Consider the following 22,077-nt stretch of genomic DNA (forward strand, 5'->3'; position numbering starts at 1 on the left):
CCGGATCGCCCGTGGAGGGGCGGCGTTCGCGACCGGCGATCCTTCTTCCGAAACGCACTCGGTGAGGAGTGGCCTGCCCGACAATGCCATCAGATACCTCGGCGGCGACCGTCGCCAACCAGTCCAACCAGCCCGGTACCAACAACTCCAGGAAACATCTCCGTAGCCTCGACTCCCTGTGGCGGCTGCGGAGCTACCTTCGACCCTACGTCGGCCGACTGGTCGTGATGTTCGCCGCGGCACTCGTCGGCGTCGGCGCCAGCCTCGCGATACCTCTGGTCACCAAGCAGATCATCGACGGACCGATCGCGGACCGTGACTCCCGTGGCCTTGTCCTGCTGGGCCTGCTGGCGGTCGCACTCGGACTCGTCGAAGCGTTCCTCATCTTCCTCCGTCGCTGGATCCAGTCCGTGGCCGTGCTCGGCCTGGAGACCGAGATCCGCGACGACATCTACGCTCACCTGCAGCGACTGCCGATGAGCTTCCACGGCGGCTGGCAGAGTGGCCAGCTGCTGTCCCGGATCACCACGGACCTGTCGATCATCCGGCGGTTCCTCGGCTTCGGTGTCATCTTCCTGGTCACCAACGTCGTGCAGCTGACCGTCGTCACGGTGCTGTTGCTGCAGATGTACTGGCCGCTGGGCCTGTTGGTGGCGGCGACCGCGGCGCCGGTCATCGTGATGTCGGCGCGGTTCCAGAAGCGCTACATCCGCATCTCCCGCGCGGTGCAGGACCAGCAGGGTGACCTCGCGACCATCGTCGAGGAAGGCGCGGTCGGGATCCGGGTCATCAAGGCGTTCGGCCGCCGGCACCACATGTACGACACCTTCGACGAGCAGGCACGCCAGGTCTACGACACGTCGATGGACAAGGTGCGGCTGTCGTCGAGGTTCTGGACGTTCCTCGGGTTCGTCCCCAACCTCACCCTCACCCTCGTCCTGCTGTTCGGCGCGCTGGCCGTCGGTAAGGGAGCGTTGACACTCGGCGCCCTGGTGGCGTTCAGCACGCTGGTGCTGCAGCTGGTGTGGCCGATCGCCTCGCTGGGGCAGATCCTCGCGATGGCACAGGAGGCGATGACCGCGTCCGACCGGGTGATGGAGGTGCTCGACACCGAGCCGGCCATCGTCGACGGTTCGGACGAGGCGCCGCGGGCGGCCGGTCACCTGCGGTTCGAGGGGGTCGGCTTCCACTTCCCCGACGACGACACTCCGGTGCTGCACGACGTGTGGCTGGACGTCCAGCCGGGCGAGACGGTGGCGGTCGTGGGCGCGACCGGTTCCGGCAAGACCACGTTGACGGCGCTGGTGCCCCGGCTGCACGACGTCACCGCGGGCCGGGTGACCATCGACGGGCGCGACGTCCGCGACCTCACCCTCCCGGCGCTGCGCTCGATCGTGGCCACCGCGTTCGAGGAGCCGACGCTGTTCTCCATGAGCGTGCGGGAGAACCTCACGCTCGGTCGCACCGACGCGACCGAGGAGGAGGTCCACCAGGCGCTCGAGGTTGCGCAGGCGAAGTTCGTCCACGACCTGCCGTGGGGCCTGGACACCCGGATCGGCGAGCAGGGCCTGTCGCTGTCCGGCGGTCAGCGGCAGCGCCTGGCACTGGCCCGGGCGGTCCTCACCAGGCCGAAGATCCTGGTGCTCGACGACACGCTGTCCGCACTGGACGTGGAGACCGAGGCGCTGGTGGAGAAGGCGCTGCGGTACGTGCTCGCCGAGGCCACCGGCATCGTGGTCGCCCACCGGGCGTCGACGGTGCTGCTGGCGGACAAGGTGGCCCTGCTGCAGGGCGGCACGGTGACCCACGTCGGCACCCATCAGGAGCTGCTCGCCGAGGTGCCCGCCTACCGGGAGCTGCTCGGCCAGGACGCCGACACCGACCTCGAGGCGAAGGAGGTGTACTCGTGACGACCCAGACCCAGACCACGACGAAGACCTCCGACGGCGAGGCCGACGAGAACGCCCTGAAGACCGCCGGCACCCAGCCGGCGGAAGACAAGGGCTGGCGGGGTGTCGCGGCCGAAGGGCAGGACGACATCGGCGACAAGGCGTCGGTGTTCCTCCGGGAGCGTTCCCGGAAGCTGCTCGGCGACCTGCTCCGTCCCTACCGCAAGCTGATCGCCCTGCTGGTCGTGGCGGTGGTCGTCGAGAACGCCGCCCGGCTGGCCATCCCGTACCTCGTGAAGGTCGGTATCGACCGCGGCATCCCGCCGCTGGTCCACAACGAGGGCGCCACCACCCTGGTCACCGTCGTGGTGGCCCTGGTCGTGGCGGCGGTCACCCAGGCCGTCACCCGGCAGCTGTTCCTGCAGCTGTCCGGAAAGATCGGCCAGGAGGTGCTGCTCCACCTGCGGCGACGGATCTTCAACCACTTCCAGAAGCTGTCGCTGTCGTTCCACGAGAAGTACACCTCCGGTCGGGTGATCTCCCGCCTGACCTCCGACATCGAGGCGATCTACGAGCTGTTGCAGTCCGGTTTCGACAGCATGGTGAGCGCGGTGCTCACCCTTGTCGGTACGGCCGTGCTGTTGCTCATCCTCGACGTCAACCTCGGTCTGGTGGCGTTGGTCCCGATTCCGATCCTGCTGTTCTTCACGCAGTGGTTCCGGAAGAAGTCCAGCATCGCCTACCGCAAGACGCGGGAGACGGTGGCGGTCGTCATCGTGCACTTCGTGGAGTCGATGGGCGGCATCCGCGCGGTGCAGGCGTTCCGTCGCGAGCCGCGCAACCAGGAGATCTTCGAGGAGGTCAACGCCAACTACCGTGACGCCAACATGCAGGGCATGCGGCTGATCGCGGTCTTCATGCCGGGCGTGAAGGCGATCGGCAACGTCACGGTGGCGGCAGTCCTGTTGTACGGCGGCTGGCTCGCGTTCCACGACGCGGTGACCGTCGGTGTGCTGGCGGCGTTCCTGCTGTACCTGCGGCAGTTCTACGAGCCGATGCAGGAGATCAGCCAGTTCTACAACACGTTCCAGTCCGCCAGCGCCGCGCTGGAGAAGCTGTCCGGCGTGCTGGAGGAGAAGCCGGAGGTGGCCGAGCCCGCCAACCCGGTCAAGCTCGACAACGCCCGCGGCGAGGTGCACTTCGACCACGTCGAGTTCGGCTACGTCGAGGGCCGGCCGGTGCTGCCCGAGCTGGACCTGCGGATGCCCGCGGGCCAGACGGTCGCGCTGGTGGGCGCGACCGGTGCCGGCAAGACGACGTTGGCGAAGCTGCTGTCCCGCTTCTACGACCCGGTGAAGGGTGCCGTCCGTCTGGACGGGGTCGACCTGCGCGACCTCGACGAGGCCACTTTCCGCAATGCAGTGGTCATGGTGACCCAGGAGAACTTCCTGTTCACCGGATCGGTGGCGGACAACATCAGGTTCGGCCGGCCGGACGCCACGATGAAGGAGGTCGTGGCGGCGGCGCGGGCCATCGGCGCGGACGAGTTCATCGAGGCCCTTCCGGACGCGTACGACACCCAGGTGGGCAAGCGCGGTGGCCGGCTGTCGGCCGGTCAGCGGCAGCTGATCGCGTTCGCCCGGGCGTTCCTCGCCGACCCCGCGGTACTGATCCTCGACGAGGCGACGTCCAGCCTGGACGTTCCGAGCGAGCGGCTGGTGCAGCGGGCACTGCGGACGATCCTCGCGGACCGGACAGCGCTGATCATCGCCCACCGGCTGTCCACGGTGGAGATCGCCGACCGGGTGCTGGTGATGGAGCAGGGCCGGGTGGTCGAGGACGGGTCGCCCAGCCAGCTGGTCGAGCAGACGGGGCGGTTCGCCGACCTGCACAACGCGTGGCTGGAGAGCCTGGCCTGAGCGACTGATCACCTGCGCCGACCTCTTCGGGCCGGCCACGGCGAGTGACGAGGAGCCGTCTCCCTGGGGGGAGGCGGCTCCTTCTCGTTGTCCGGTCACCTGCCGGCTGGGCCCCGGCCCCGGTGATCCACCGCAAACCCGACGTTGACGGTCCGTACCCTCACCGAACGGGTACCTCGAGCCGGCGACCCTGTCTTCCCGCGTCGGTCCGGATCCCGTCACACCGAGTGCCCGCGTGTGAGCTGTTCGACGATTCGTTGTGGCACAGGCGTTCCTCCCATGCACGCGACGTGACATCGGTGGGAGATTGACAACATTCCGGTTACCGGATTGGCGATCTGACCGCGGGTCCCGGTAGCGTCAAGGGCCGAACTACCCGTCAGGGGTGGACCGGCCCGCACAGGTGTCTTTTGACAGGGCGCCGTTGGGCGCACTCAGCGCCCGTGCTGTCGATCGTCGTGATCGATTCAGGGGGTGCCGGTCGACTGTGACCGTGCGAGCGCACGCGACCCGCGTGCGCCAACCCGCGGTTGACATGGCCCCGAGTGCTTCGCCGTGCCCGGCCTTACCGCCGTGTGTCACGAGGTGCGATCGACAAGATTGGGAGCTCGTGCACGCAGTACGTGCCGAAAAGATCTACAAGGTCTTCGGGCGTCGTGCAGACGATGCCGTACCCCTGCTGGAGCAGGGCAAGGAAGCCAAGGACGTACGCCGGATGGGCGTCACGCCAGCTGTGATCGACGCGTCCTTCGCCGTCGAAGAGGGCGAGATCTTCGTCGTCATGGGGTTGTCCGGCTCGGGAAAGTCCACGTTGATCCGGATGCTCAACGGACTCCTCACTCCCACCTCCGGCAAGGTCTACCTCGGTGACACCGAGCTGAGCCGCCTTTCCGCCAAGCAGTTGCGGGAGGTCCGGCAGCAGAAGATCAGCATGGTCTTCCAGCACTTCGCGCTGCTGCCGCACCGGACCGTCCTGGAGAACGCCGCCTACGGGCTGGAGGTCCGCAAGCTCGGCAAGGCCGAGCGGAACGACCGTGCCCGCGAGGCACTTTCCATGGTGGGGCTGGACGGGTGGGAGGACCACCTGCCGACCCAGCTTTCCGGCGGGATGCGGCAGCGCGTCGGCTTGGCCCGGGCGCTCGCCGCCGGCACGGACATCGTCTTGATGGACGAGGCATTCAGCGCGCTCGACCCGCTGATCCGGCGCGAGATGCAGGAACAGCTGCTTGAACTCCAAGCCCGCTTGGGGAAAACCATCGTCTTCATCACCCACGACCTGAACGAGGCGATGCGTCTCGGCGACCGGATCGCGATGATGCGGGACGGCCGGATCGTGCAGATCGGTACCTCGGAAGAGATCCTGCAGGACCCGGCGAACGACTACGTCGCGCAGTTCGTGCAGGACGTCGACCGCTCTCGGGTGCTCACCGCCAGCGCGGTCATGGAACCACCGGTAGCGCTGGTGCGGGCCAAGTCCGGCCCACGGCAGGCGCTGCGGGTGATGCGGGAGAACCAGGTCGGCGCGGCGTTCGTCGTCGATCGTGACCGCCACCTGATCGGTGCCGTGCGTGACAGCGTTGCGGCAGAGGCGACCCGTACCGGCAAGGAGTCCCTGGAGGGACTGACCAACGCCGATGACGTGGTGTCGGTCGGGCCGGACGTGATGCTCGCCGACCTGCTGACTCCTTCGTCGGAGGTGCCGGTGCCGCTCGCCGTGGTCGACGACGACCGGCGACTGCTGGGCGTGATCCCCAGAGTGACCCTGCTCGCCGCGCTGGGCAGCGGTACCCATGCGTCCGATCTCACCGGTGGGCAGGCCAGTTCGGTCGCAGCGCAAGCTGGTCCTGACGGGACGCAAGCCGGTCCTGACGGGACGCAAGCTGACACTGACGGTGCGCAACCTGGGGTTGACGACAAGCTCGCCGGGAGTACCGGCCCGGACGCCCAGGAGGTCAGGCCGTGAGTCTGCTCGCGATGTTCTCGATTCCTCGCCTGCACGTCGGCAAGGTCTTCGCCGCCGTCGTCGACTGGCTGGTGAACAACCTCGGCGGGGTGTTCGACGCGATCGGCAGTGCCGTCGGGTTCGTCGTCGACGGGCTGGCCGGGTTCTTCAACGCGCCCGTGATCGTCGGTCTGGCCGTGGTCTTCGGTCTGCTCGCCCTTGCCCTGAAGGGCTGGAAGTGGGGCGCGGGCGCCTTCGTGGTGGCCCTGGCGCTCGGCTACGCCGCGGCGTTCGGCGGACTGCCACCGGCGATCGTGCTCGCGGTGGCGTTCGGCGTGCTGGGATTGGCCTTGCGGGGCTGGAAGTTCGGTCTCTTCGCCGTCGTCGCGTTCCTTCTGATCGACAGCATGGGCCTGTGGAAGCCGACCATGGACACGCTGGCGCTGGTCCTGGTCGCGAGCCTGGTCGCGGTGGCGCTCTCCATCCCCATCGGCATCGCCGCGGGGCAGAGCGAGACCGTGAGCCGGATCGTCAAGCCGGTGCTGGACTTCATGCAGACCATGCCCGGATTCGTCTACCTCATCCCGGCGATCTTCCTGTTCGGCGTCGGCGTGGTGCCCGGCGTCGTCGCGACGGTCATCTTCGCGATGGCACCCGGCGTACGCCTGACCGAGTTGGGGATCCGCCAGGTGGACCGCGAGGTCGTCGAGGCCGGTGAGTCGTTCGGTGCGCCCCCGGGACGCATCCTCGGCCGGATCCAGATCCCACTCGCCCTCCCGACGATCATGGCCGGCATCAACCAGGTGATCATGCTGGCGCTGTCCATGGTCGTGATCGCGGGACTCGTCGGCGCCGGTGGGCTCGGCGGCAAGGTCTACACCTCCATCTCCACCATCGATCTGGCCGGCGGCTTCGAGGCCGGCCTGGCCGTTGTGGTGCTCGCGGTCTACCTCGACCGGCTGACGGCCTCTTTGACGAGTCGTTCGGCAGTGGTCCGAGCGCAGTCGGCCACCGGAAACCGATGAGGTTCCGGCAGCGCTGACACCCGCCTTACGGGGCACTCGCGTGTCGTCCGGCGCGTGACGTGAACAACCTGACGACGAAAGGACTGTTGAACCGTGCGAAATGGAGGACTGTGGCGCCGCCTGGCGGTTGCGCTCGCGGCACTGGTGGCGACCACGCTGGTGGCCGCGGGCTGCGGCACCATCGGTGGTGCGAACAACGCCGGCGGTGGCGAGAAGAAGGGGACCACTCAGGCGAGTGGCTCCGGCGAAGGCAAGACGATCAAGATCGGCTGGATCCCCTGGGACGAGGACGTCGTCACCACCCACCTGTGGAAGCAGGCCCTGGAGAAGAAGGGCTACAAGGTCGAGATGGTCCAGCTGGACCCGGGACCGCTCTTCGCCGGCCTGGCCCGCGGTGACATCGACATGTTCCTGGACACCTGGTTGCCGACCACCCACGGGACCTACTGGAAGCAGTACGGCAACAAGCTCGAGGACCTCGGCGTCTGGTACGACAACGCCACGCTCGGCATCACCGTCCCGAACTACGTCAAGGACGTCAAGACGATCGCGGACCTGAAGGCGAAGTCCGGCGAGTTCGGCGGCAAGATCACCGGTATCGAGGCGGGCGCCGGGCTGACCAGCACGACCGAGAAGAAGGTCATGCCGGCGTACGGCCTGGACAACTACAAGCTGGTCAAGTCCTCCACGCCGGCGATGCTCACCGAGCTGCAGAAGGCCATCAAGGCCAAGAAGCCGATCGTGGTGACCCTGTGGCGTCCGCACTGGGCCTACGCCAAGCTGCCGATCCACGACCTCAAGGACCCCAAGGGCACCCTGGGCAAGGGCGAGCAGCTGCACGTGGTCGGCCGTAAGGACTTCGGGAAGGACTTCCCCGAGGTCAAGAAGTGGGTGGCCGACTTCAAGATGAACGACCAGCAGCTCGGCACCCTGGAAGACGAGGCCCTGAACAAGAACAAGGGCAACGAGGCCAAGGGCGTGTCCGACTGGTCGAAGAAGAACGCCGACTTCGTGGACGGTCTGACGAAGTAGGCGATCTGGCGAGGTAGGCGTACTCCACCTCGAAGGAGGCGGTCCGCCTTCCGGATGCCGTGCGGCGCCCGGTCCCACCCGCGTGGCGGGGCCGGGCGCCGCTTGCTGTCCGGACGAGAAGCTGTCAACGACCGGTTGTCGCCGCTGCCGAGCAATTCGAGAGCCATTTGGACCGGTGTGCCCGGGAAAGCTAGAGTTGCCCCGATAAAGGCACGAGAAATTGCTGATAATCTTTCGCGGACCCGCAGGATGTTCGCATATTCTTTCCGTTATATCCGGTCTGCGCCACCACCGGGTCACTCGCCGCATTTGATGTGGTGAAGGTCACTTTCTCCCCGTGCGCACCAACTTGGAATGATCTCGCCGCACATGTAAATGTAGGCGGCGTCGTGGCGAACCCTGCGCGGTTTCGCCAGCTACATTCCGGTGCTGCGCCGAGCAGTCGTGTCTCATCGCGCCGACTGCCCGCGGTTGTCCGTACATAAGTATCGAGACCTTCACACAAAAGCGACACAACGCCAGGTTTCGTGACGCCGGTGGCCCGTGTATTCGGGCCGCGCGCGGTCGGGGGAGATCATTCCGCAGCGGTGCAGAACGACTTGTCCCGATCGAAAGGTTTTGCTCTTGTCTGGGCCGCAGAAATTCTCGCAGAGAGCCCGTCGAAAGATCGTCGTAGGTGTGGTGGCCGCCGCCCTCGTGGTGGCCGGAGTCGCCGCCGGTGGCCTGGTCCTGGCCAACCGGTCCGAGCCCACGCCGGCGACCGCGTCCGTCGACAAGCCGATCAAGGCCGCCAAGTCGTCCAAGGCCGCTGCTCGTGGCGCCGACCGGAAGCCGGTCCCGACCGCCACCCCGAAGCCCACACCGACGAAGACCGCCAAGCCGTCGCCGAAGCCGAAGCCGAAGGTGACCAAGAAGGCCGAGAAGAAGGCCGAGAAGAAGGTCGTCAAGAAGGTCGAGAAGAAGGTGGTGAAGAAGACCGCCAAGCCGACCCCCAAGGCGACCAGGAAGGCGAAGAAGTCCGTCAAGAAGGCTTCCGGGCCGGTCTGGAAGGTGCTGGAGACCAAGAGCGGGCCGGCCACCTTCTTCGGTGACGCCTCGGAGTACCAGCCCACCGCCTGCGGCGGCAACACCCGGACCACCACCAAGGGTGTGGCGCTGTGGAAGATCCCCTGCGGCACCATGGTGCGCATCACCAGCAAGCAGACCGGCAAGAGTGTCATCGCTCCGGTCGAGGACCGCGGCCCGGCCGGCTGGACCGGCGCGGTGATCGACCTGCTGCCCGACACCTGGGACGCGCTCGGCGTTTCCCGTGACCAGGGCCGACAGGAAGTCACCTACGAGGTGCTCAGCAAGTAGTCGCTTCGCTGCGGCTCGCGTCCGTCCTGTGGATGCGAGCCGTAGTGCGGCACAGAGATGCGCAGGACGCGTCACGGTCACGTTACGACGGACCCTTCCCGTATCGGGGAGGGTCCGTCGGCGTTTTCTGGTGTGGTGCCTCCCGCGCGGACTTGCCGGTGTCCTCGTGGGATGCGATGTGGGTTGCGCTGTTCGGTGGTACGAGATTCGCGGGCCTCGTCTGTGCTGAACGCGTTCGCGTTCGCCTGTCGCCTGTCGCCCGTCGGGTCCGCTGCGCTCGGTTCGACAGGTTGAAGTTGGCGGGAATCTCTTTGTGGATAAGCGGTTTCCGGCGAGAGTCAGCCGATCTTGTCGGGTAGAATCGAACGCATGAGCGACGGCAGTGGGTTCTTCGGCGACGACTCGGGTGGGGGCCCGGGTCGTCGCCGGGTGCTGCCTTCGGGGTTGGCGGAGATGCTGCCTGGGCCGCGGCTGGCTGTGCTGGTTGCATCGGTGGACCGGGCTTTGTGTAACGGGTTCGAGCTGGAGGAGCTGGTCAGGGCGCGTCGGAAGCTGATCGGCTGGCTGGAGGCCGAGTGCCTGTCCGATGTGAACGAGCTGGCACACACCGCCCCCGGTATGCCTGAGGAGCCGGCGCAACGCAGTGTCGAGCTGGACTCGATGACCCAGGTCGTCCTGGAGGCTCTGCTGGGGTGGTCCGGCTATCACGCCGACTGGTATCTGACGCTGGCCACCACCCTTCCCCGCCTGCCCCGGGTGCGGGAGGCGTTGGCGTCGGGGCGGTTGGAGTTGGCTGAGGTCCGCATCATCGTGGACCGGGTCACCGACGCCAAACCGCATCTGTGGGGCGCGATCGAGGACGCGATCTTCCCCAAGGTGCTGGAACTTCGTGGTGGGTTGTTGCGGGCGAAGGTGGAGGCCGAGGTGGTCAAGGCCGACCCCGACGCCGCCGCCAAACGCCACCGTGCCGCAAGGACCGGGCGCAACGTCGCGATCTGGCCTGCCGTCGACGGCGTCGCCGACCTCGCCATCCGCGGACTGTCCGCGGACCAGGCCGCGGAGGCGTACGGCTACATCGACGCCATCGCCCGCGCGGTCAAGTCCAGCGGCGACCCCCGCAGGCTCAGCCAACTGCGCGCGGACGTGGCCTACTCCTTGCTCGCCGGCACCGCCGACATCGTTGACTGCTCCGCCCCTACAGTCACTGACAACCACACCGGGAAGAGCCAGGCCCAGCCCAAGGCCGCGAAGGACGCAGCGGCCGCAGACTCTGAGCACTGCCAGGCGGCACAGGACCAGTCTGGGCAGGACGAAGCCGGGCAGGACGAAGCCGGGCAGGACGAAGCCGGGCAGGACGAGTCTGGGCGGTGCGCTGCGGAGAACGAGACGCCGCAGGTACGCACCGAGCCCGAGCAGGCGGACTCCGAGCCGGTCGACGGTGAGCAGTCGGCGAACGAGCAGGGCCAGAACGAGCAGGGTGAGAACGAGCAGGGCGGGCAGGGGCACTGTGGTGTTCACCGGTTCCCCGACCATGATCTGCACGACAGTTGGTGTGAGTGTGGCGACTGTTCTCCTGTGCCGGTCGCCACGTGCACGGTGTGCGGCGGCGCCGCGACGACCGGCGTTCCGGTCCATGACACCGCAGCTCACCTTGCCGCCGACCGCGGCTCGGCCGGGACGAGCGCCACGGAGTGTGACGTGGCCGGGGAGAACGTGGCCGGAAGCAACGTAGCCGGGGAGAACGTGGCCGGAAGCAGCGCAACCGGTGAGAGTGCGGCTTCGGTGACCGGGCCTTCGGCTGCGGGTCAGATCCCGCGGCAGAACCGGCCACCGGATGAGACGGCCGACCCACCGGGCCCACCAGTTCCACCCGACCCGCCACCGGACAACTCGCCACCACCACCGCCGTGGTCTTCCTCGCAGCTGAGCTGGGGGCCGATCCGAACGCGCGCCAAGATCCAGCTGAACGTGCCGTTGACCACGTTGATGGGACTGTCCACCCGGCCCGGGGAACTCGGCGGGTTCGGACCCGTCATCACCGAGGTGGCCGAGCGGTTGGTGGCGAACAACCTCACCAACCCCGAAGCCAGGTTCAGTGTCGGGGTCACTCATCCGGTCACGGGGCGGTTACTGCATCTGCATCCGATACCGGCGAGGTTCCTGCGCGGACTCCAGGCAGAGCTGGTGCATGCCCGCGACCAGCGGTGTGCGTGGACCACGTGCCGCAGGCCCGCGGCGACGTGTCACCTGGACCACAACACCGAGTACGCCGACGGCGGGGAGACCAGTGTGGACAACATCGCACCGCTGTGCCCGCGCCACCACAAGGCCAAAACCGAACGCGACTGGAAACTGAAGCAGACCGCACCCGGCGAACACACCCTCACCGACCCCTTCGGCCGCAGCTACAGCAGCGGGGCACCATCCCTCACCGATCCCGTGGTGCCGGTCGAACCCGCGACGGCTACCGCCGGTACGAGGACGGCAGAGGATGACCTGCCACCGTTCTGAGGGCACAGCTGGCCGAGTCGGACCTTCCCGCCCGGACCGGCTGGCCGATAGTGGCGCCCCGGACCCGGGCCCCGACGCGGGGCTGACAGAGTGGACGGAGTGCGGCGATCGCCCGGCCTTACGGCCGACCGGTCGCCGGTGTCCGGATCCAGGGCGGTGGTGGGAGATGATCCGCGGATGCGACGGAGGAGTCCGGTGACACGTGACGGTGCCGAGGCCGGAGCGAGGGTGAGCGCGAATACCGACGAGCCGGCTGCCGGCCACGGTCTGGTCGGGCGTTCCCCCGACGCGTGCTCGATCCTTTCCGCGACGTACGACGAACCCATCGCCGGATCGGCCGCGACCGCGACGACCTGGCTGTGCATCGAACAGCCCGGCCCCTACGGCGCGGACGCGCTGGTGGAGAGCCATTTCGACGTCGAACTCGGCGGGGAGCTCGCCGCCCGGGCGAAGGGCACCGGCGTACGCATCCAGTTGATCCGACGCCCCGGACGGCACGCCGACGCGCATCCCCCGGACACGTTGCCCGGTGGCCGCCGGGTTTTCGTGGCCCACACCGGCACCGGGGCGACCTGGCTGCGGGCGGCGGTCGTCGACGACCCCCGGTCCCTGCTCGACCTCGACCTCGCGGCGCTGACGGCAGGCGAGGAGCCGCTCGGGTGGGGGGAACGGCTCGCGGGGCCGGTCCTGCTGGTGTGCAGCAACGGCCGCCGCGACCTGTGCTGCGCGTTGGTCGGACGTCCGCTCGCGGGTGAGCTCGCCCGGCGCCACGCCGCGGACGATCCGGCGGGCGGCACCGTCTGGGAGACCACGCACACCGGCGGCCACCGGTTCGCGCCGACCGCGGTGCTGCTGCCCACCGGCTACCTGTACGGCCGGCTGGACGTCGACTTCGCCGAGCACGTGCTCGCCGAGGCCAGGGCCGGGCGGATGGTGACCGAACGCTGCCGCGGCCGGTCCACCTGGTCGGCGCCGGGCCAGGTGGCCGAACTCGCCGTCCGCGAGCTGACAGGTGAGACCGACCCGGACGCCGTACGACCAGAGCCCGAGGTGCCCGACGCGTCGGGATGGCGGGTACGAGTGGTCGCGGGGGGCCGGGCCTGGACCGTCACCGGCCGGGAGGAGACCCTCCGCCCGGACCGCAAGACCAGCTGCGCCAAGGCACCGTTGACGCCCACTGCTCACGTGGTCACCGAGGTCGGCGAGGCCGAGCCCGCCGGCGTACGCACCGGCTGAGCGGGACCTGCGTCACGCAGGTCAGGCCTCGCGGGCGTGCGTACCGGCGTCCAGCACCCGGGCAGGGGCGATCGCGGCGGCGAACTCGTCCGCGTGCGCGGCCACCCACGCGTACGCGGCACGGACGTCCGCGACCGCGGCGGCCGCCACCTCGTCTCCTGCTCCGGCGGCATCGGAGGCGGCCAGCCCGCGCCAGCAGCGGTCCTGCCACCACAGGATCGTCTCCACCAGGTCGGCCCGGTCGCGGGGCAGCAGGCCGTACGCGTCGGCGATCAGGGCCACCAGCCTCGCCGGGCCGGCGGCGCTGGCCCGGCGCGGCCCGAGGTCGAGGAACTGCCAGCACACCAGCGCCACGTCGTGCACGCGGCGGCCCGGGCCGGCGAGATCCCAGCCGACGAACGCGTACGGACGCAGCCCGGCCTCCTCCTCGCGGTAGACCGTGGTGCGCGGCGCCAGGTCGTGGTGGCAGGCGACCTCCTGGTCACCGGCGAGATGGGTGCCCGCGGTCAGGTCGTGGAACTGCCGGACCAGCTTCGCCACCTTGACCAGGCTGTCCTCCGACCAGACCGGCGGCGGCTGGGCGACCTCCCACGCGACGTGCCCGTCGAGCCGGCCGAGAACCTCGCGGCCGTCACGGTCGACGCGGTATCGGGGCGCGCCGGGCCAGCCGTAGTGGCCGAGGTGGCAGAGAAGATCGTGGACGTACGAGGGGTCTGCCGCCGGCACCGTCCACGGGTCGGGGTCCTCGACCCGTGGGACCCGGGCGGCCTCGGCGCGGTGGCGACCCGTCGTGCTCTCGGCGGCCATCCCGACAGGGTGCACCGTCCGCCCCCCGGCGCGCTACCCGTCCCGAAGGATCCGCCGGCAATCACCAGATCCCTCGCGTAACGGCGTGTAATCAGCCCGAATCCCCTCGGGAAACGACCGTTGCGGCGCCCGCGGCCGCGGCGAGGGGGCAAGCTGGGGGCATGACCGATGCGTTCGTCTTCGATGCCGTCCGCACCCCCCGGGGCAAGGGGAAGCGGGGTTCGCTGCACAGCGTGAAGCCGGTGACGCTGGCCACGACCGTGCTCACCGCGCTGGCCAACCGCGCGGACCTGGACACCGCCCGGGTGGACGACGTGGTGTTCGGAATTGTCACGCCGGTGGGCGAACAGGGCGCTGACCTGGCCCGGACCGCCGTACTGGTGGCCGGCTGGGACGTCGGCGTGCCCGGCACCCAGCTGAACCGGTTCTGCGCGTCGGGGCTGGAGGCGGTCAACCTGGCCGCGCAGAAGGTCGCCTCGGGCTACGACGACCTGGTGGTCGCCGGCGGTGTGGAATCGATGTCACGGGTGCCGATGGGCTCCGACGGGGGTGCGTGGTTCATCGACCCGGAGACGAACCTGAAGACCGGCTTCGTACCGCAGGGCATCAGCGCCGACCTGCTGGCCACCCTGGAGGGTCTGGACCGCGCGGACGTGGACACGTTCGCCGCGACGTCGCAGCAGCGGGCGACGCTGGCCCGCGACAAGGGTTACTTCGAACGCTCGCTGGTCCCGGTCGTCGACGTCAGCGATGAGGTGCTGCTGGACCAGGACGAGGCGATCCGGCCGGAGACGACGGTCGGCGGGCTGGCCGCGCTGCCCACGAGCTTCGCGAAGATGGGTGCGCTCGGGTTCGACGCGGTGGCGATGGACCGCTACCCCAGTGTGGAACGCATCCGGCACGTGCACACCGCGGGCAACTCCTCCCAGATCGTGGACGGCGCGGCCGCCGTGCTGATCGGCAGCGAACGCGCCGGCCGCGACCTCGGCCTGACTCCGCGTGCGCGGATCGTCAGCGCCGCCGCGGTCGGCACCGATCCCACCCTGATGCTGGTCGGTCCCGGCCCGGCGGCCCGCCGCGCTCTTGACAAGGCGGGGTTGACGCCGAAGGACATCGACCTGTACGAGGTGAACGAGGCGTTCGCCGCGGTGGTGCTGCGGTTCATGCGGGAGCTGGACCTGTCGCCGGAGGTCGTGAACGTCAACGGCGGCGCGATCGCGCTCGGCCACCCGCTCGGCGCGACCGGAGCCATGCTGGTCGGCACCGTGCTGGACGAGCTGGAGCGCCGGGACCTTCGCCGCGGCCTGGTGACACTCTGCGTGGGCGGCGGCATGGGCGTCGCCACGGTGATCGAGCGCCTCTGAGTGACCGTCCGGCTGGGCGGCTGCGCTGGTCAGCCGTCGAGCACCGCGAGGGTGAGCCTCGCCAGCCGGGCCGGGTCGGCGATCACGTCGTACGCCGCGATCTGGTCCTGTTCGATCGCGAACGTGACCGCCAGCAGCGGTCGGCCCTCGTGCGCGACGACAAGGCCCGGCGCACCGTCGACCAGGACGAGTTCGGCGGCCCGGGCCCGGGCGGCGAAGTGGAGCGTCTCGTCGATGACGGACTCGATGCCGCTGACCCGGGTCGCCGCGCCCACCGCCACCTCAGCCCCTAGCCAACCCCGCTAGCCAACCCCGCTAGCCCAACCCCGCGTGCTCTACCGGTCGCCGTCCTCGCACGGTTCGTCGGCGTACTGCGCCTGCAGGCGGGCCAGCTCGGCCCGCAACTCCTCGCGCACGCCGGCATAGGCCGGATCGCCCCACACGTTGGTGAGTTCGGCCGGGTCGCGTTCGAGGTCGAACAGCTCCCACTCCGGCGGCATCGTCCGGTCCGACGCGCCGGGCAGGCCGAAGCCGCGGGCGTAGTAGTAGATGAGCTTGTACCGCTGCGTGCGGACGCCGTAGTGGGCCTCGACGTGGTGCGGCTCGTCGTCGTGTTCCCAGTAGCGGTAGTAGATCGAGTCCCGCCAGCCGTCCGGACGCTCGCCGCGCAGCAGCGGCCGCAGGCTCTCGCCCTGCATCCGCGGATGCGCCTCGAGACCGGCATAGTCGAGGAACGTCTGCGCGAAGTCGATGTTCAGCGCCATCGCGTCGGTGGTCGACCCGGCCGGCACCTCCGGCGGATAGCGCACCAGCAGCGGCATCCGCAGCGACTCGTCGTACATGAAGCGCTTGTCGTACCACCCGTGGTCGCCGAGGAAGAAGCCCTGGTCGGAGCTGTACGCCACGAGCGTGTCGTCGCGCAGTCCCTCCTCGTCGAGCACGTCGAGCAGCCGGCCGGTGTTTTCGTCCACCGACACCACGCAGCGCAGGTAGTCCTTGAGATACCGCTGGTACGCCCACCGGGTCCGTTCCGGCTCGGTCAGCCCGGGTGGGAACGGCGCCTTGAGGTCGCGCTCGTTCAGGTCACGGCCGATCCGCATCCGGGCCTCGCGGGCCGCGCGCCCGTGCCCGGCGTGGTCGTCGAACAACGTGGCCGGCTCGGGCAGGTCCTCGTCGGCGAACAGCTTGGTGTGCGCGGTGTCCGGGTCCCAGCTGCGGTGCGGCGCCTTGTGGTGCAGCAGCAGGCAGAACGGCCGGTCCGGGTCCCGCTGCCGGATCCGTTCGATGGCCAGGTCGGTGAGGATCGTCGTGGTGTAACCGGGGACGGTGCGCCGCCCGTGCTCGGAGATCAGCTCCGGATCCCAGTACGGTCCCTGCCCGTCCAGCACCTCCCAGTAGTCGAAGCCCTGCGGGTCGTGCGCGCCGCCGTGGCCGAGGTGCCACTTCCCGGCCAGCCACGTCTGGTAGCCCGCGTCGCGCAGCATCGACACGAACGTCGGCTGCGCGGCGTCGAAGTGCGTCGACAACGTGCGGACGCCGTTGACGTGGCTGTAGGTGCCGGTGAGGATCGACGCCCGGCTCGGCGCGCACAGGGCGTTCGTGCAGTACGTCGCGTCGAACCGCATGCCCTCGTGCGCGAGACGGTCGAGGTTGGGCGTCTGCAGCAGGGTGTCGTCGTACGCGGAGATGGCGTGTGCGGCGTGGTCGTCGGTGAGGACCATGACGATGTTCGGCCGGCGGTCGGGGCGCTGGTCGGTCGGCACGCGGGTTCCTCCGCTCGCGAACTGTCGGGCGGTCCGTCGCGGGTCGCCGCTGACCACGCGGGTACGACCCTACTCGCTAGGCGTCGGTGCGGAGCAGGCCGTAGATCACTGCGTCCCGCCAGGCGCCGTCCCGCCAGCAGACTTCGCGCAGCACGCCCTCGCGCCGGAAGCCGACCTTCTCCAGCGTTCGTTGTTCGGCGGTGTTCCCGGCCTCGACCCGAGCCTCGAGCCGGTGCACGGTCGTGAACCTGAACAGGTGGTCGACGAGCACCCGGTGTGCCTGCGTGCCGAGCCCGTTGCCGCGGTGCTCGGGCAGCAGTGCGGCACCGACCTCGAGGCAGGTGCCTTCGGGTCCGGCGTAGTCCAGTCCGCGCCAGGACACCAGGCCGGCGACCTCCCCGTCCACTGTGACGGCGAGCGCGGTGGAGTCCTCGCCCACGTAGCTGTCCTTTTCGAAGCGACGGCGGCGAATCTTCGGATCCACGAACCCGTGCCACTCGAAGGTGCCCAGCGCTTCCGGGTCCGTGCACAGGCGATCCAGGACGTCCAGGTCGGCCTCGAGGAAGGCGCGCAGCAACAGTCGTTCGGCCATCGGCCGATGCTAGCTCCGGTACCTGGACGGATCGCGGGCCGAGCACTACACGGAGCGGGTCTCGACCTTCACCGGGGCGGACGTCTGCACCTCGACCTGGCCGGAAGCGTCCACGGCGACGGCCAGCGAATGCCCGGCGATCCGCAGCCCGCTCACCCGCAGCGGCCACCATGCGGCGAAGTCCGCCGCCGGCGCGACCCGCAGCGTCCCGCCCGGCACGTCCGGCTCCAGCCCGAGTGCGGCGGTGAGCATCACCACCGAGGCGGCCGCCGACCACGCCTGCGGCCGGCACGAGGCGGGGTAGGCGAGCACCGGATCCCCGGCGTGGGCGTCGGTGCCGGCGAAGAGTTCCGGCAGCCGGAACGCGAAGTCGGGTGCGGTCCGCAGCAGTCCGAACGCCAGCGAGGCCGCGGCCCGGTGGTGGCCCGCGCGGGACAGCCCGAGCATGCCGATCGCGGTGTCGTGCGGCCACACCGAGCCGGAGTGGTAGCCGAGCGGGTTGAACCCGGCCGCGTCGGCGCTCATCGTGCGCAGGCCGTAGCCGCTGTCCAGGTCGGACTCGGCCATCCTGGCCGCGACCCGGGCGGACTCCTCCGGGTTGAGCAGGCCGGTGCCGAGCAGGTGGCCGAGGTTGGAGGTGGCCGTGTCGACCGGCCGCTTCCCGCCGTCCAGGGCGATCGCGGGGAAGGAGCCGCGTCGGTCCGACACCCAGAAAGTCGTACGGAAGCGCTCGCGCATCACCTCCGCCCAGTCCCGCAGCCGGTCCGCCCCGGGCCGGCCGAACGCCTCCAGCAGGGCCGCGCCACCGATGGCCGCCTCGTGGGCGTACGCCTGCGCCTCGCTGAGCGCGATCGACGGGTCGGCGATGGTGCCGTCGGGGAACTGGATGGAGTCGTTGGAGTCCTTCCAGCCCTGGTTGGCCAGGCCGTGCCCGGACTCGTCGATGTACTCCAGGAAGCCGTCACCGTCGGCGTCGGCGTCCCCGGTCAGCCAGCCGAGCGCGGCCTCCAGCGGGTCGAGGAACTCGGTGACCTCCTCGGCCGGCATGCCCCAGCGCCAGGCGTCGTGCAGGAGCGAGATCCACAGCGCGGTGGCGTCGATCGTCCCGAAGTACAGCGGCGGGAGCCCGCCGGGACCGCCGACGGCCAGGGTGTCCTGGCGTACCTCGTGCAGGATCTTGCCCGGCGCCTCGGCGGTGTCCGGGTTGGTCTTGGTGCCCTGCCGGCGGGCGAGGGTCCGCAGCGTGCCGCGGGCGAGGTCGGTGCCGAGCGGCAGGGTGAGCCGGGCCGCCCACAGCGAGTCCCGGCCGAACAACGTGAAGAACCACGGGCTGCCGGCGGCGAGGAACACGTCGTCCGGCGCCATCGGGTCGGCGAGCGCGAGCGCGGCCAGGTCCTCCACGCTGCGGTCGACCAGCCGTTCCAGCTCGGCCGGTCCGGAGACGTCGACCTCGGACCAGCCGGGGCCGTCAGCCGCGGGCAGGAAGGCACTGGTGGCTGTCACCGGCTCGGCGCCGCCGGCGGCAGCGATCCGCTCGACGGTGAGCCGCAGCGAGGTCGACCAGCGGGTCCGCGCGGGCAGGCTGACGCGCCAGGCGAACACCGCGTGGCGCTCGGCGTCGGTCTCGTACATGACCGGCGTCCGCTCGTCCCCGTGCGTTCCAGCACCGTCCGCGGCCAGCAACGTCACCCGGACGTCCTCGCCGTCCCAGGCGCAGGTGCCCGAACCCGCCGAGGTCAGAGCCGCCAGGGGTGGCCGACCGCCGCGGCGTACGTCGTCCATGGCGGCGAGGTCGGACCCGGCCCGCACCCGTACGACGCACTCCACCGCGGTCCGGGCGGCGTTGACCAGCGTCAGGGTCTCCTCGATGCCGTCCGGACCGGCCCGGCGTTCGCGCTCGACCCGCACCGTCGAGTCGGCACCGGGGTCGCCCAGGTCGCGCGCCACGCTCACGAACCGTGCCGTACCGGCGTCGTGGACGGCGTGCCCGACCGGCGTCGGCTCCACGCCGTTGACATCGACCAGCAGGGTGGACAGGGCGCGCCGGTCGTGCAGGAGCACGCCCTGCACGCCACCGGGCCGGATCTGCCCGTCCGCATCGGACAGTGCGACTGCGGGGGCGTGCACGCAGCTGACCAGCTCGTGCAGGAACGGTTGCGGCATCGGCGTCTCCTCACCACGGGGCGGTCCGTCCGCCGGTCCGTCTCCGACCAGATCCCGACCAGATCCCGATCTTTCCTTATCGTTATCGATCTGAATCGATCTGATCTTGGGACGGGGGCTGGCGCCCGAACCGGTTGGCGCAGGATTGTGTCCTACGTTCGGTCCGCCAGTGTGGCCGGTCCGACCGTTCGGCTCGTCGGCGGGACCGGCTCCGGCCCGTGGGCGCGCCGACGTACGGACTGAAGGCGTGACCGGGCGGGTAGCGTCTCCACACAACACTGCGACAACCCTCCGCGACAACACCGCCGTCCCGAGCTTGGGTGAGGACGTGATGACAGACGCCGTGCGGTACGACAGGGACGCCGACGGTGTCGTCACGCTGACGTTCGACCAGCCGGGCCAGTCGGCCAACGTCATGAACGCCGACTACATGACGGCGATGGGCGCGTCGGTCGACCGGCTCGAACGCGACCGCGACGCGGGCGAGCTCCGCGGGGTGATCCTCGCCTCGGCCAAGCCGACCTTCTTCGCCGGCGGCGACCTGGAGATGCTGCGCGACGTCGACCGCGGTGATCTCGCGGAGTTCCGCGGCTTCCTGACCGACGTCAAGGCGCAGTTGCGTCGGCTCGAACGCCTCGGCCGCCCCGTGGTCGCCGCGATCAACGGGTCCGCGCTTGGTGGCGGCCTGGAGATCGCGCTGGCCTGCCACCGCCGGATCGCGCTGGACGACCCGGCGGTGAGGATCGGCTTCCCCGAGGTGACGCTGGGGCTGCTGCCCGGTGCCGGTGGCATCGTCCGGTCGGTCCGGCTGCTCGGCCTCACCGCCGCGCTTCCGCTGCTGGTCGAGGGCACCCAGCTCGGTCCCGGTGCGGCCGCCAAGGCGGGGCTGGTCGACGAGTTGGCCGCGACACCGGAGGACGTGCTCGCCAGGGCCCGCGGCTGGATCGACGCGCGGGCCGCCGAGGCCGAGGGGCCGGTCCAGCCCTGGGACCACAAGGGGTTCCGGGTGCCTGGCCAGCCCACCGACGCCCAGGGGTACGCCGCGCTGTCGGCCGCTCCGGCGATGCTGACCAGTCGTACACACGGTGCCTACCTCGCACCCGAACGCATCCTCGCCGCCGCCGTCGAGGGCAGCTTCGTCGACGTCGACACCGCGCTGGAGATCGAGACGAGGTACTTCTGCGACCTGGTGACCGGCCAGGTCGCGAAGAACATGATCGGCACGCTGTGGTTCGGCCGGAACGAGGTGGCCCGCGGCGCGTCCAAGCCACCGGGCTACGAGAAGCGGCCGGTGCGCACGCTCGGCGTGCTCGGCGCGGGGATGATGGGCGCCGGGATCGCCCACGTCAGTGCGTACGCCGGCATCGACGTCGTACTCGCCGACGTCACCGCCGACCAGGCCCGCGCCGGGCGGGACCGGGTCGCCGCGCTGCTGGACGAGCGGGTGGCGAAGGGCCGGCTCACGCCCGGCCGCCGGGACGAGGTGCTGTCCCGGATCACCGTCACCGACACCGGGCCCGGCATGGAGGCGCTGGCCGAGTGCGACCTGGTGGTGGAGGCGGTGTTCGAGGACCGCGCGGTGAAGAACGCCGTCCACGCCGCGGCCGAACGCGCCGCGCCCCGGGCGTTCCTCGCGTCCAACACCTCGACCCTGCCGATCACCGGCCTGGCCGCGGCGGTCCAGGCGCCGGAGCGCTTCGTCGGGTTGCACTTCTTCTCACCGGTCCACCGGATGCCGCTGGTGGAGATCATCCGCGGCGCGCAGACCTCGCCGGTGACGCTGGCCGCGGCCTTCGACTTCGTACGCCAGATCGGCAAGCTGCCGATCATCGTCAACGACGGCCGCGGCTTCTTCACCTCCCGGGTGTTCGGCACCTACGTCACCGAGGGCATCGCCATGGTGGTCGAGGGTGTGCCGCCGGCCGTGGTGGAGAACACCGCGAGGACGGCGGGCTTCCCGGTCGGCCCGCTGGCGGTCGCCGACGAGGTGAGCCTCACCCTGCTGGCCCGGGTACGGGCGCAGGAAATGGCAGACCTCGCGGCGGAGGGGCACACGCCCGCGCCCTCTCCGGCGTACGACGTGATCGAGGCGATGGTGGAGCTGAACCGGCCCGGCAAGGGCGGCGGCGCCGGTTTCTACGACTACGGGGGAGACGACGGGAGAAGGCTGTGGCCGGAGCTGGCGGAGCGGTTCGCCACCGGGTCCGGTGAGGTGCCGGTCGGCGACGTCGCCGACCGGTTGCTGTTCGTCCAGGCGCTGGAGGCGTTGCGCTGTCTGAACGAGGGGGTCGTTCAGACGGCTCGCGACGCCAACGTGGGCACCGTGCTCGGGATCGGCTTCCCGGCCTGGACCGGCGGTGCGGCGCAGTTCGTCTCGGCATCCGGTGGGCCCGCGGTGTTCACGGCGCGTGCCAAGGAGCTGATGGCGCGTTACGGCGAACGGTTCCAGCCACCTCCCATCAAGTGGTGAGACTTGTT

Annotated in this window: 15 protein-coding genes; 10 read left to right on the forward strand and 5 right to left on the reverse strand. The window is 70.0% G+C overall.

The genetic code is table 11. The features are described from left to right. Positions 1 to 83 precede the first annotated feature (83 nt). From ABZV93_RS05885 to ABZV93_RS05920, 8 genes are all read left to right on the forward strand, one after another. Positions 84 to 1,910: an ABC transporter ATP-binding protein gene (locus tag ABZV93_RS05885; protein ID WP_354931020.1), complete on the forward strand. Its 1,827-nt coding sequence runs from the start codon at positions 84 to 86 to the stop codon at positions 1,908 to 1,910. Further along, positions 1,907 to 3,808 (forward strand): ABC transporter ATP-binding protein, encoded by a 1,902-nt coding sequence (locus ABZV93_RS05890; RefSeq protein WP_354931023.1) that lies wholly within the window; start codon positions 1,907 to 1,909, stop codon positions 3,806 to 3,808. The genes ABZV93_RS05885 and ABZV93_RS05890 overlap by 4 nt, the downstream gene beginning before the upstream one ends. Positions 3,809 to 4,418: 610 nt before the next feature. Then, the gene (locus ABZV93_RS05895) at positions 4,419 to 5,771 is read left to right on the forward strand and encodes a glycine betaine/L-proline ABC transporter ATP-binding protein (protein WP_354931026.1); all 1,353 of its coding nucleotides are present in this window, start codon (positions 4,419 to 4,421) and stop codon (positions 5,769 to 5,771) included. Next, the gene (locus ABZV93_RS05900; protein WP_354931029.1) at positions 5,768 to 6,775 is read left to right on the forward strand and encodes an ABC transporter permease subunit; all 1,008 of its coding nucleotides are present in this window, start codon (positions 5,768 to 5,770) and stop codon (positions 6,773 to 6,775) included. Before ABZV93_RS05895 ends, ABZV93_RS05900 begins: the two co-directional genes overlap by 4 nt. 93 nt (positions 6,776 to 6,868) lie before the next feature. Further along, the gene (locus ABZV93_RS05905) at positions 6,869 to 7,807 is read left to right on the forward strand and encodes a glycine betaine ABC transporter substrate-binding protein (RefSeq protein WP_354931032.1); all 939 of its coding nucleotides are present in this window, start codon (positions 6,869 to 6,871) and stop codon (positions 7,805 to 7,807) included. Positions 7,808 to 8,488: 681 nt separating this feature from the next. Continuing rightward, on the forward strand, positions 8,489 to 9,163 hold the full coding sequence (locus ABZV93_RS05910; RefSeq protein ID WP_354931035.1) for a septal ring lytic transglycosylase RlpA family protein: 675 nt from the start codon (positions 8,489 to 8,491) through the stop codon (positions 9,161 to 9,163). Between the two features lie 369 nt (positions 9,164 to 9,532). After that, positions 9,533 to 11,674 carry an HNH endonuclease gene (locus ABZV93_RS05915; protein ID WP_354931038.1) on the forward strand — a complete coding sequence of 714 codons (2,142 nt, stop codon included), beginning with the start codon at positions 9,533 to 9,535 and terminating at the stop codon, positions 11,672 to 11,674. 228 nt (positions 11,675 to 11,902) lie between these two features. Beyond that, complete coding sequence (locus tag ABZV93_RS05920) at positions 11,903 to 12,910, forward strand: sucrase ferredoxin (protein WP_354931041.1); 1,008 nt, start codon at positions 11,903 to 11,905, stop codon at positions 12,908 to 12,910. 21 nt (positions 12,911 to 12,931) lie between these two features. Here ABZV93_RS05920 and ABZV93_RS05925 read toward each other — a convergent pair whose 3' ends face one another. After that, on the reverse strand, positions 12,932 to 13,717 hold the full coding sequence (locus ABZV93_RS05925) for a trifolitoxin immunity protein (RefSeq protein ID WP_354931044.1): 786 nt from the start codon (positions 13,715 to 13,717) through the stop codon (positions 12,932 to 12,934). Positions 13,718 to 13,878: 161 nt separating this feature from the next. On the opposite strand from ABZV93_RS05925, the gene ABZV93_RS05930 reads away from it, so the two are divergent. Further along, positions 13,879 to 15,081: an acetyl-CoA C-acetyltransferase gene (locus ABZV93_RS05930; RefSeq protein WP_354931047.1), complete on the forward strand. Its 1,203-nt coding sequence runs from the start codon at positions 13,879 to 13,881 to the stop codon at positions 15,079 to 15,081. A gap of 29 nt (positions 15,082 to 15,110) precedes the next feature. On the opposite strand, the gene ABZV93_RS05935 is transcribed toward ABZV93_RS05930, so the two are convergent. From ABZV93_RS05935 to ABZV93_RS05950, 4 genes are all read right to left on the reverse strand, one after another. Next, complete coding sequence (locus ABZV93_RS05935) at positions 15,111 to 15,356, reverse strand: hypothetical protein (protein ID WP_354931050.1); 246 nt, start codon at positions 15,354 to 15,356, stop codon at positions 15,111 to 15,113. Between the two features lie 60 nt (positions 15,357 to 15,416). Next, entirely contained in the window at positions 15,417 to 16,844 is a 1,428-nt protein-coding gene (locus tag ABZV93_RS05940; RefSeq protein WP_354931053.1) for a sulfatase, read from the reverse strand. A gap of 76 nt (positions 16,845 to 16,920) precedes the next feature. Then, complete coding sequence (locus tag ABZV93_RS05945) at positions 16,921 to 17,436, reverse strand: GNAT family protein (RefSeq protein ID WP_354931056.1); 516 nt, start codon at positions 17,434 to 17,436, stop codon at positions 16,921 to 16,923. 45 nt (positions 17,437 to 17,481) lie between these two features. Then, on the reverse strand, positions 17,482 to 19,599 hold the full coding sequence (locus ABZV93_RS05950; RefSeq protein WP_354931059.1) for a glycogen debranching N-terminal domain-containing protein: 2,118 nt from the start codon (positions 19,597 to 19,599) through the stop codon (positions 17,482 to 17,484). A 331-nt stretch (positions 19,600 to 19,930) separates the two neighbouring features. Here ABZV93_RS05950 and ABZV93_RS05955 point away from each other — a divergent pair, with 331 nt between their 5' ends. Beyond that, on the forward strand, positions 19,931 to 22,069 hold the full coding sequence (locus tag ABZV93_RS05955) for a 3-hydroxyacyl-CoA dehydrogenase NAD-binding domain-containing protein (protein ID WP_354931062.1): 2,139 nt from the start codon (positions 19,931 to 19,933) through the stop codon (positions 22,067 to 22,069). Positions 22,070 to 22,077: the final 8 nt, after the last annotated feature.

It is taken from the genome of Actinopolymorpha sp. NPDC004070, from assembly GCF_040610475.1.
Classification (GTDB): Bacteria; Actinomycetota; Actinomycetes; order Propionibacteriales; family Actinopolymorphaceae; genus Actinopolymorpha.

What these genes read in the sequence shown, in the direction of transcription:
- ABZV93_RS05930 (WP_354931047.1), top strand. Translation starts at nt 13,879, where the DNA reads ATGACCGATGCGTTCGTCTTCGATGCCGTCCGCACCCCCCGGGGCAAG.
- ABZV93_RS05945 (WP_354931056.1), bottom strand. Translation starts at nt 17,436, where the DNA reads ATGGCCGAACGACTGTTGCTGCGCGCCTTCCTCGAGGCCGACCTGGAC.
- ABZV93_RS05950 (WP_354931059.1), bottom strand. Translation starts at nt 19,599, where the DNA reads ATGCCGCAACCGTTCCTGCACGAGCTGGTCAGCTGCGTGCACGCCCCC.
- ABZV93_RS05885 (WP_354931020.1), top strand. Translation starts at nt 84, where the DNA reads ATGCCATCAGATACCTCGGCGGCGACCGTCGCCAACCAGTCCAACCAG.
- ABZV93_RS05925 (WP_354931044.1), bottom strand. Translation starts at nt 13,717, where the DNA reads ATGGCCGCCGAGAGCACGACGGGTCGCCACCGCGCCGAGGCCGCCCGG.
- ABZV93_RS05915 (WP_354931038.1), top strand. Translation starts at nt 9,533, where the DNA reads ATGAGCGACGGCAGTGGGTTCTTCGGCGACGACTCGGGTGGGGGCCCG.
- ABZV93_RS05955 (WP_354931062.1), top strand. Translation starts at nt 19,931, where the DNA reads ATGACAGACGCCGTGCGGTACGACAGGGACGCCGACGGTGTCGTCACG.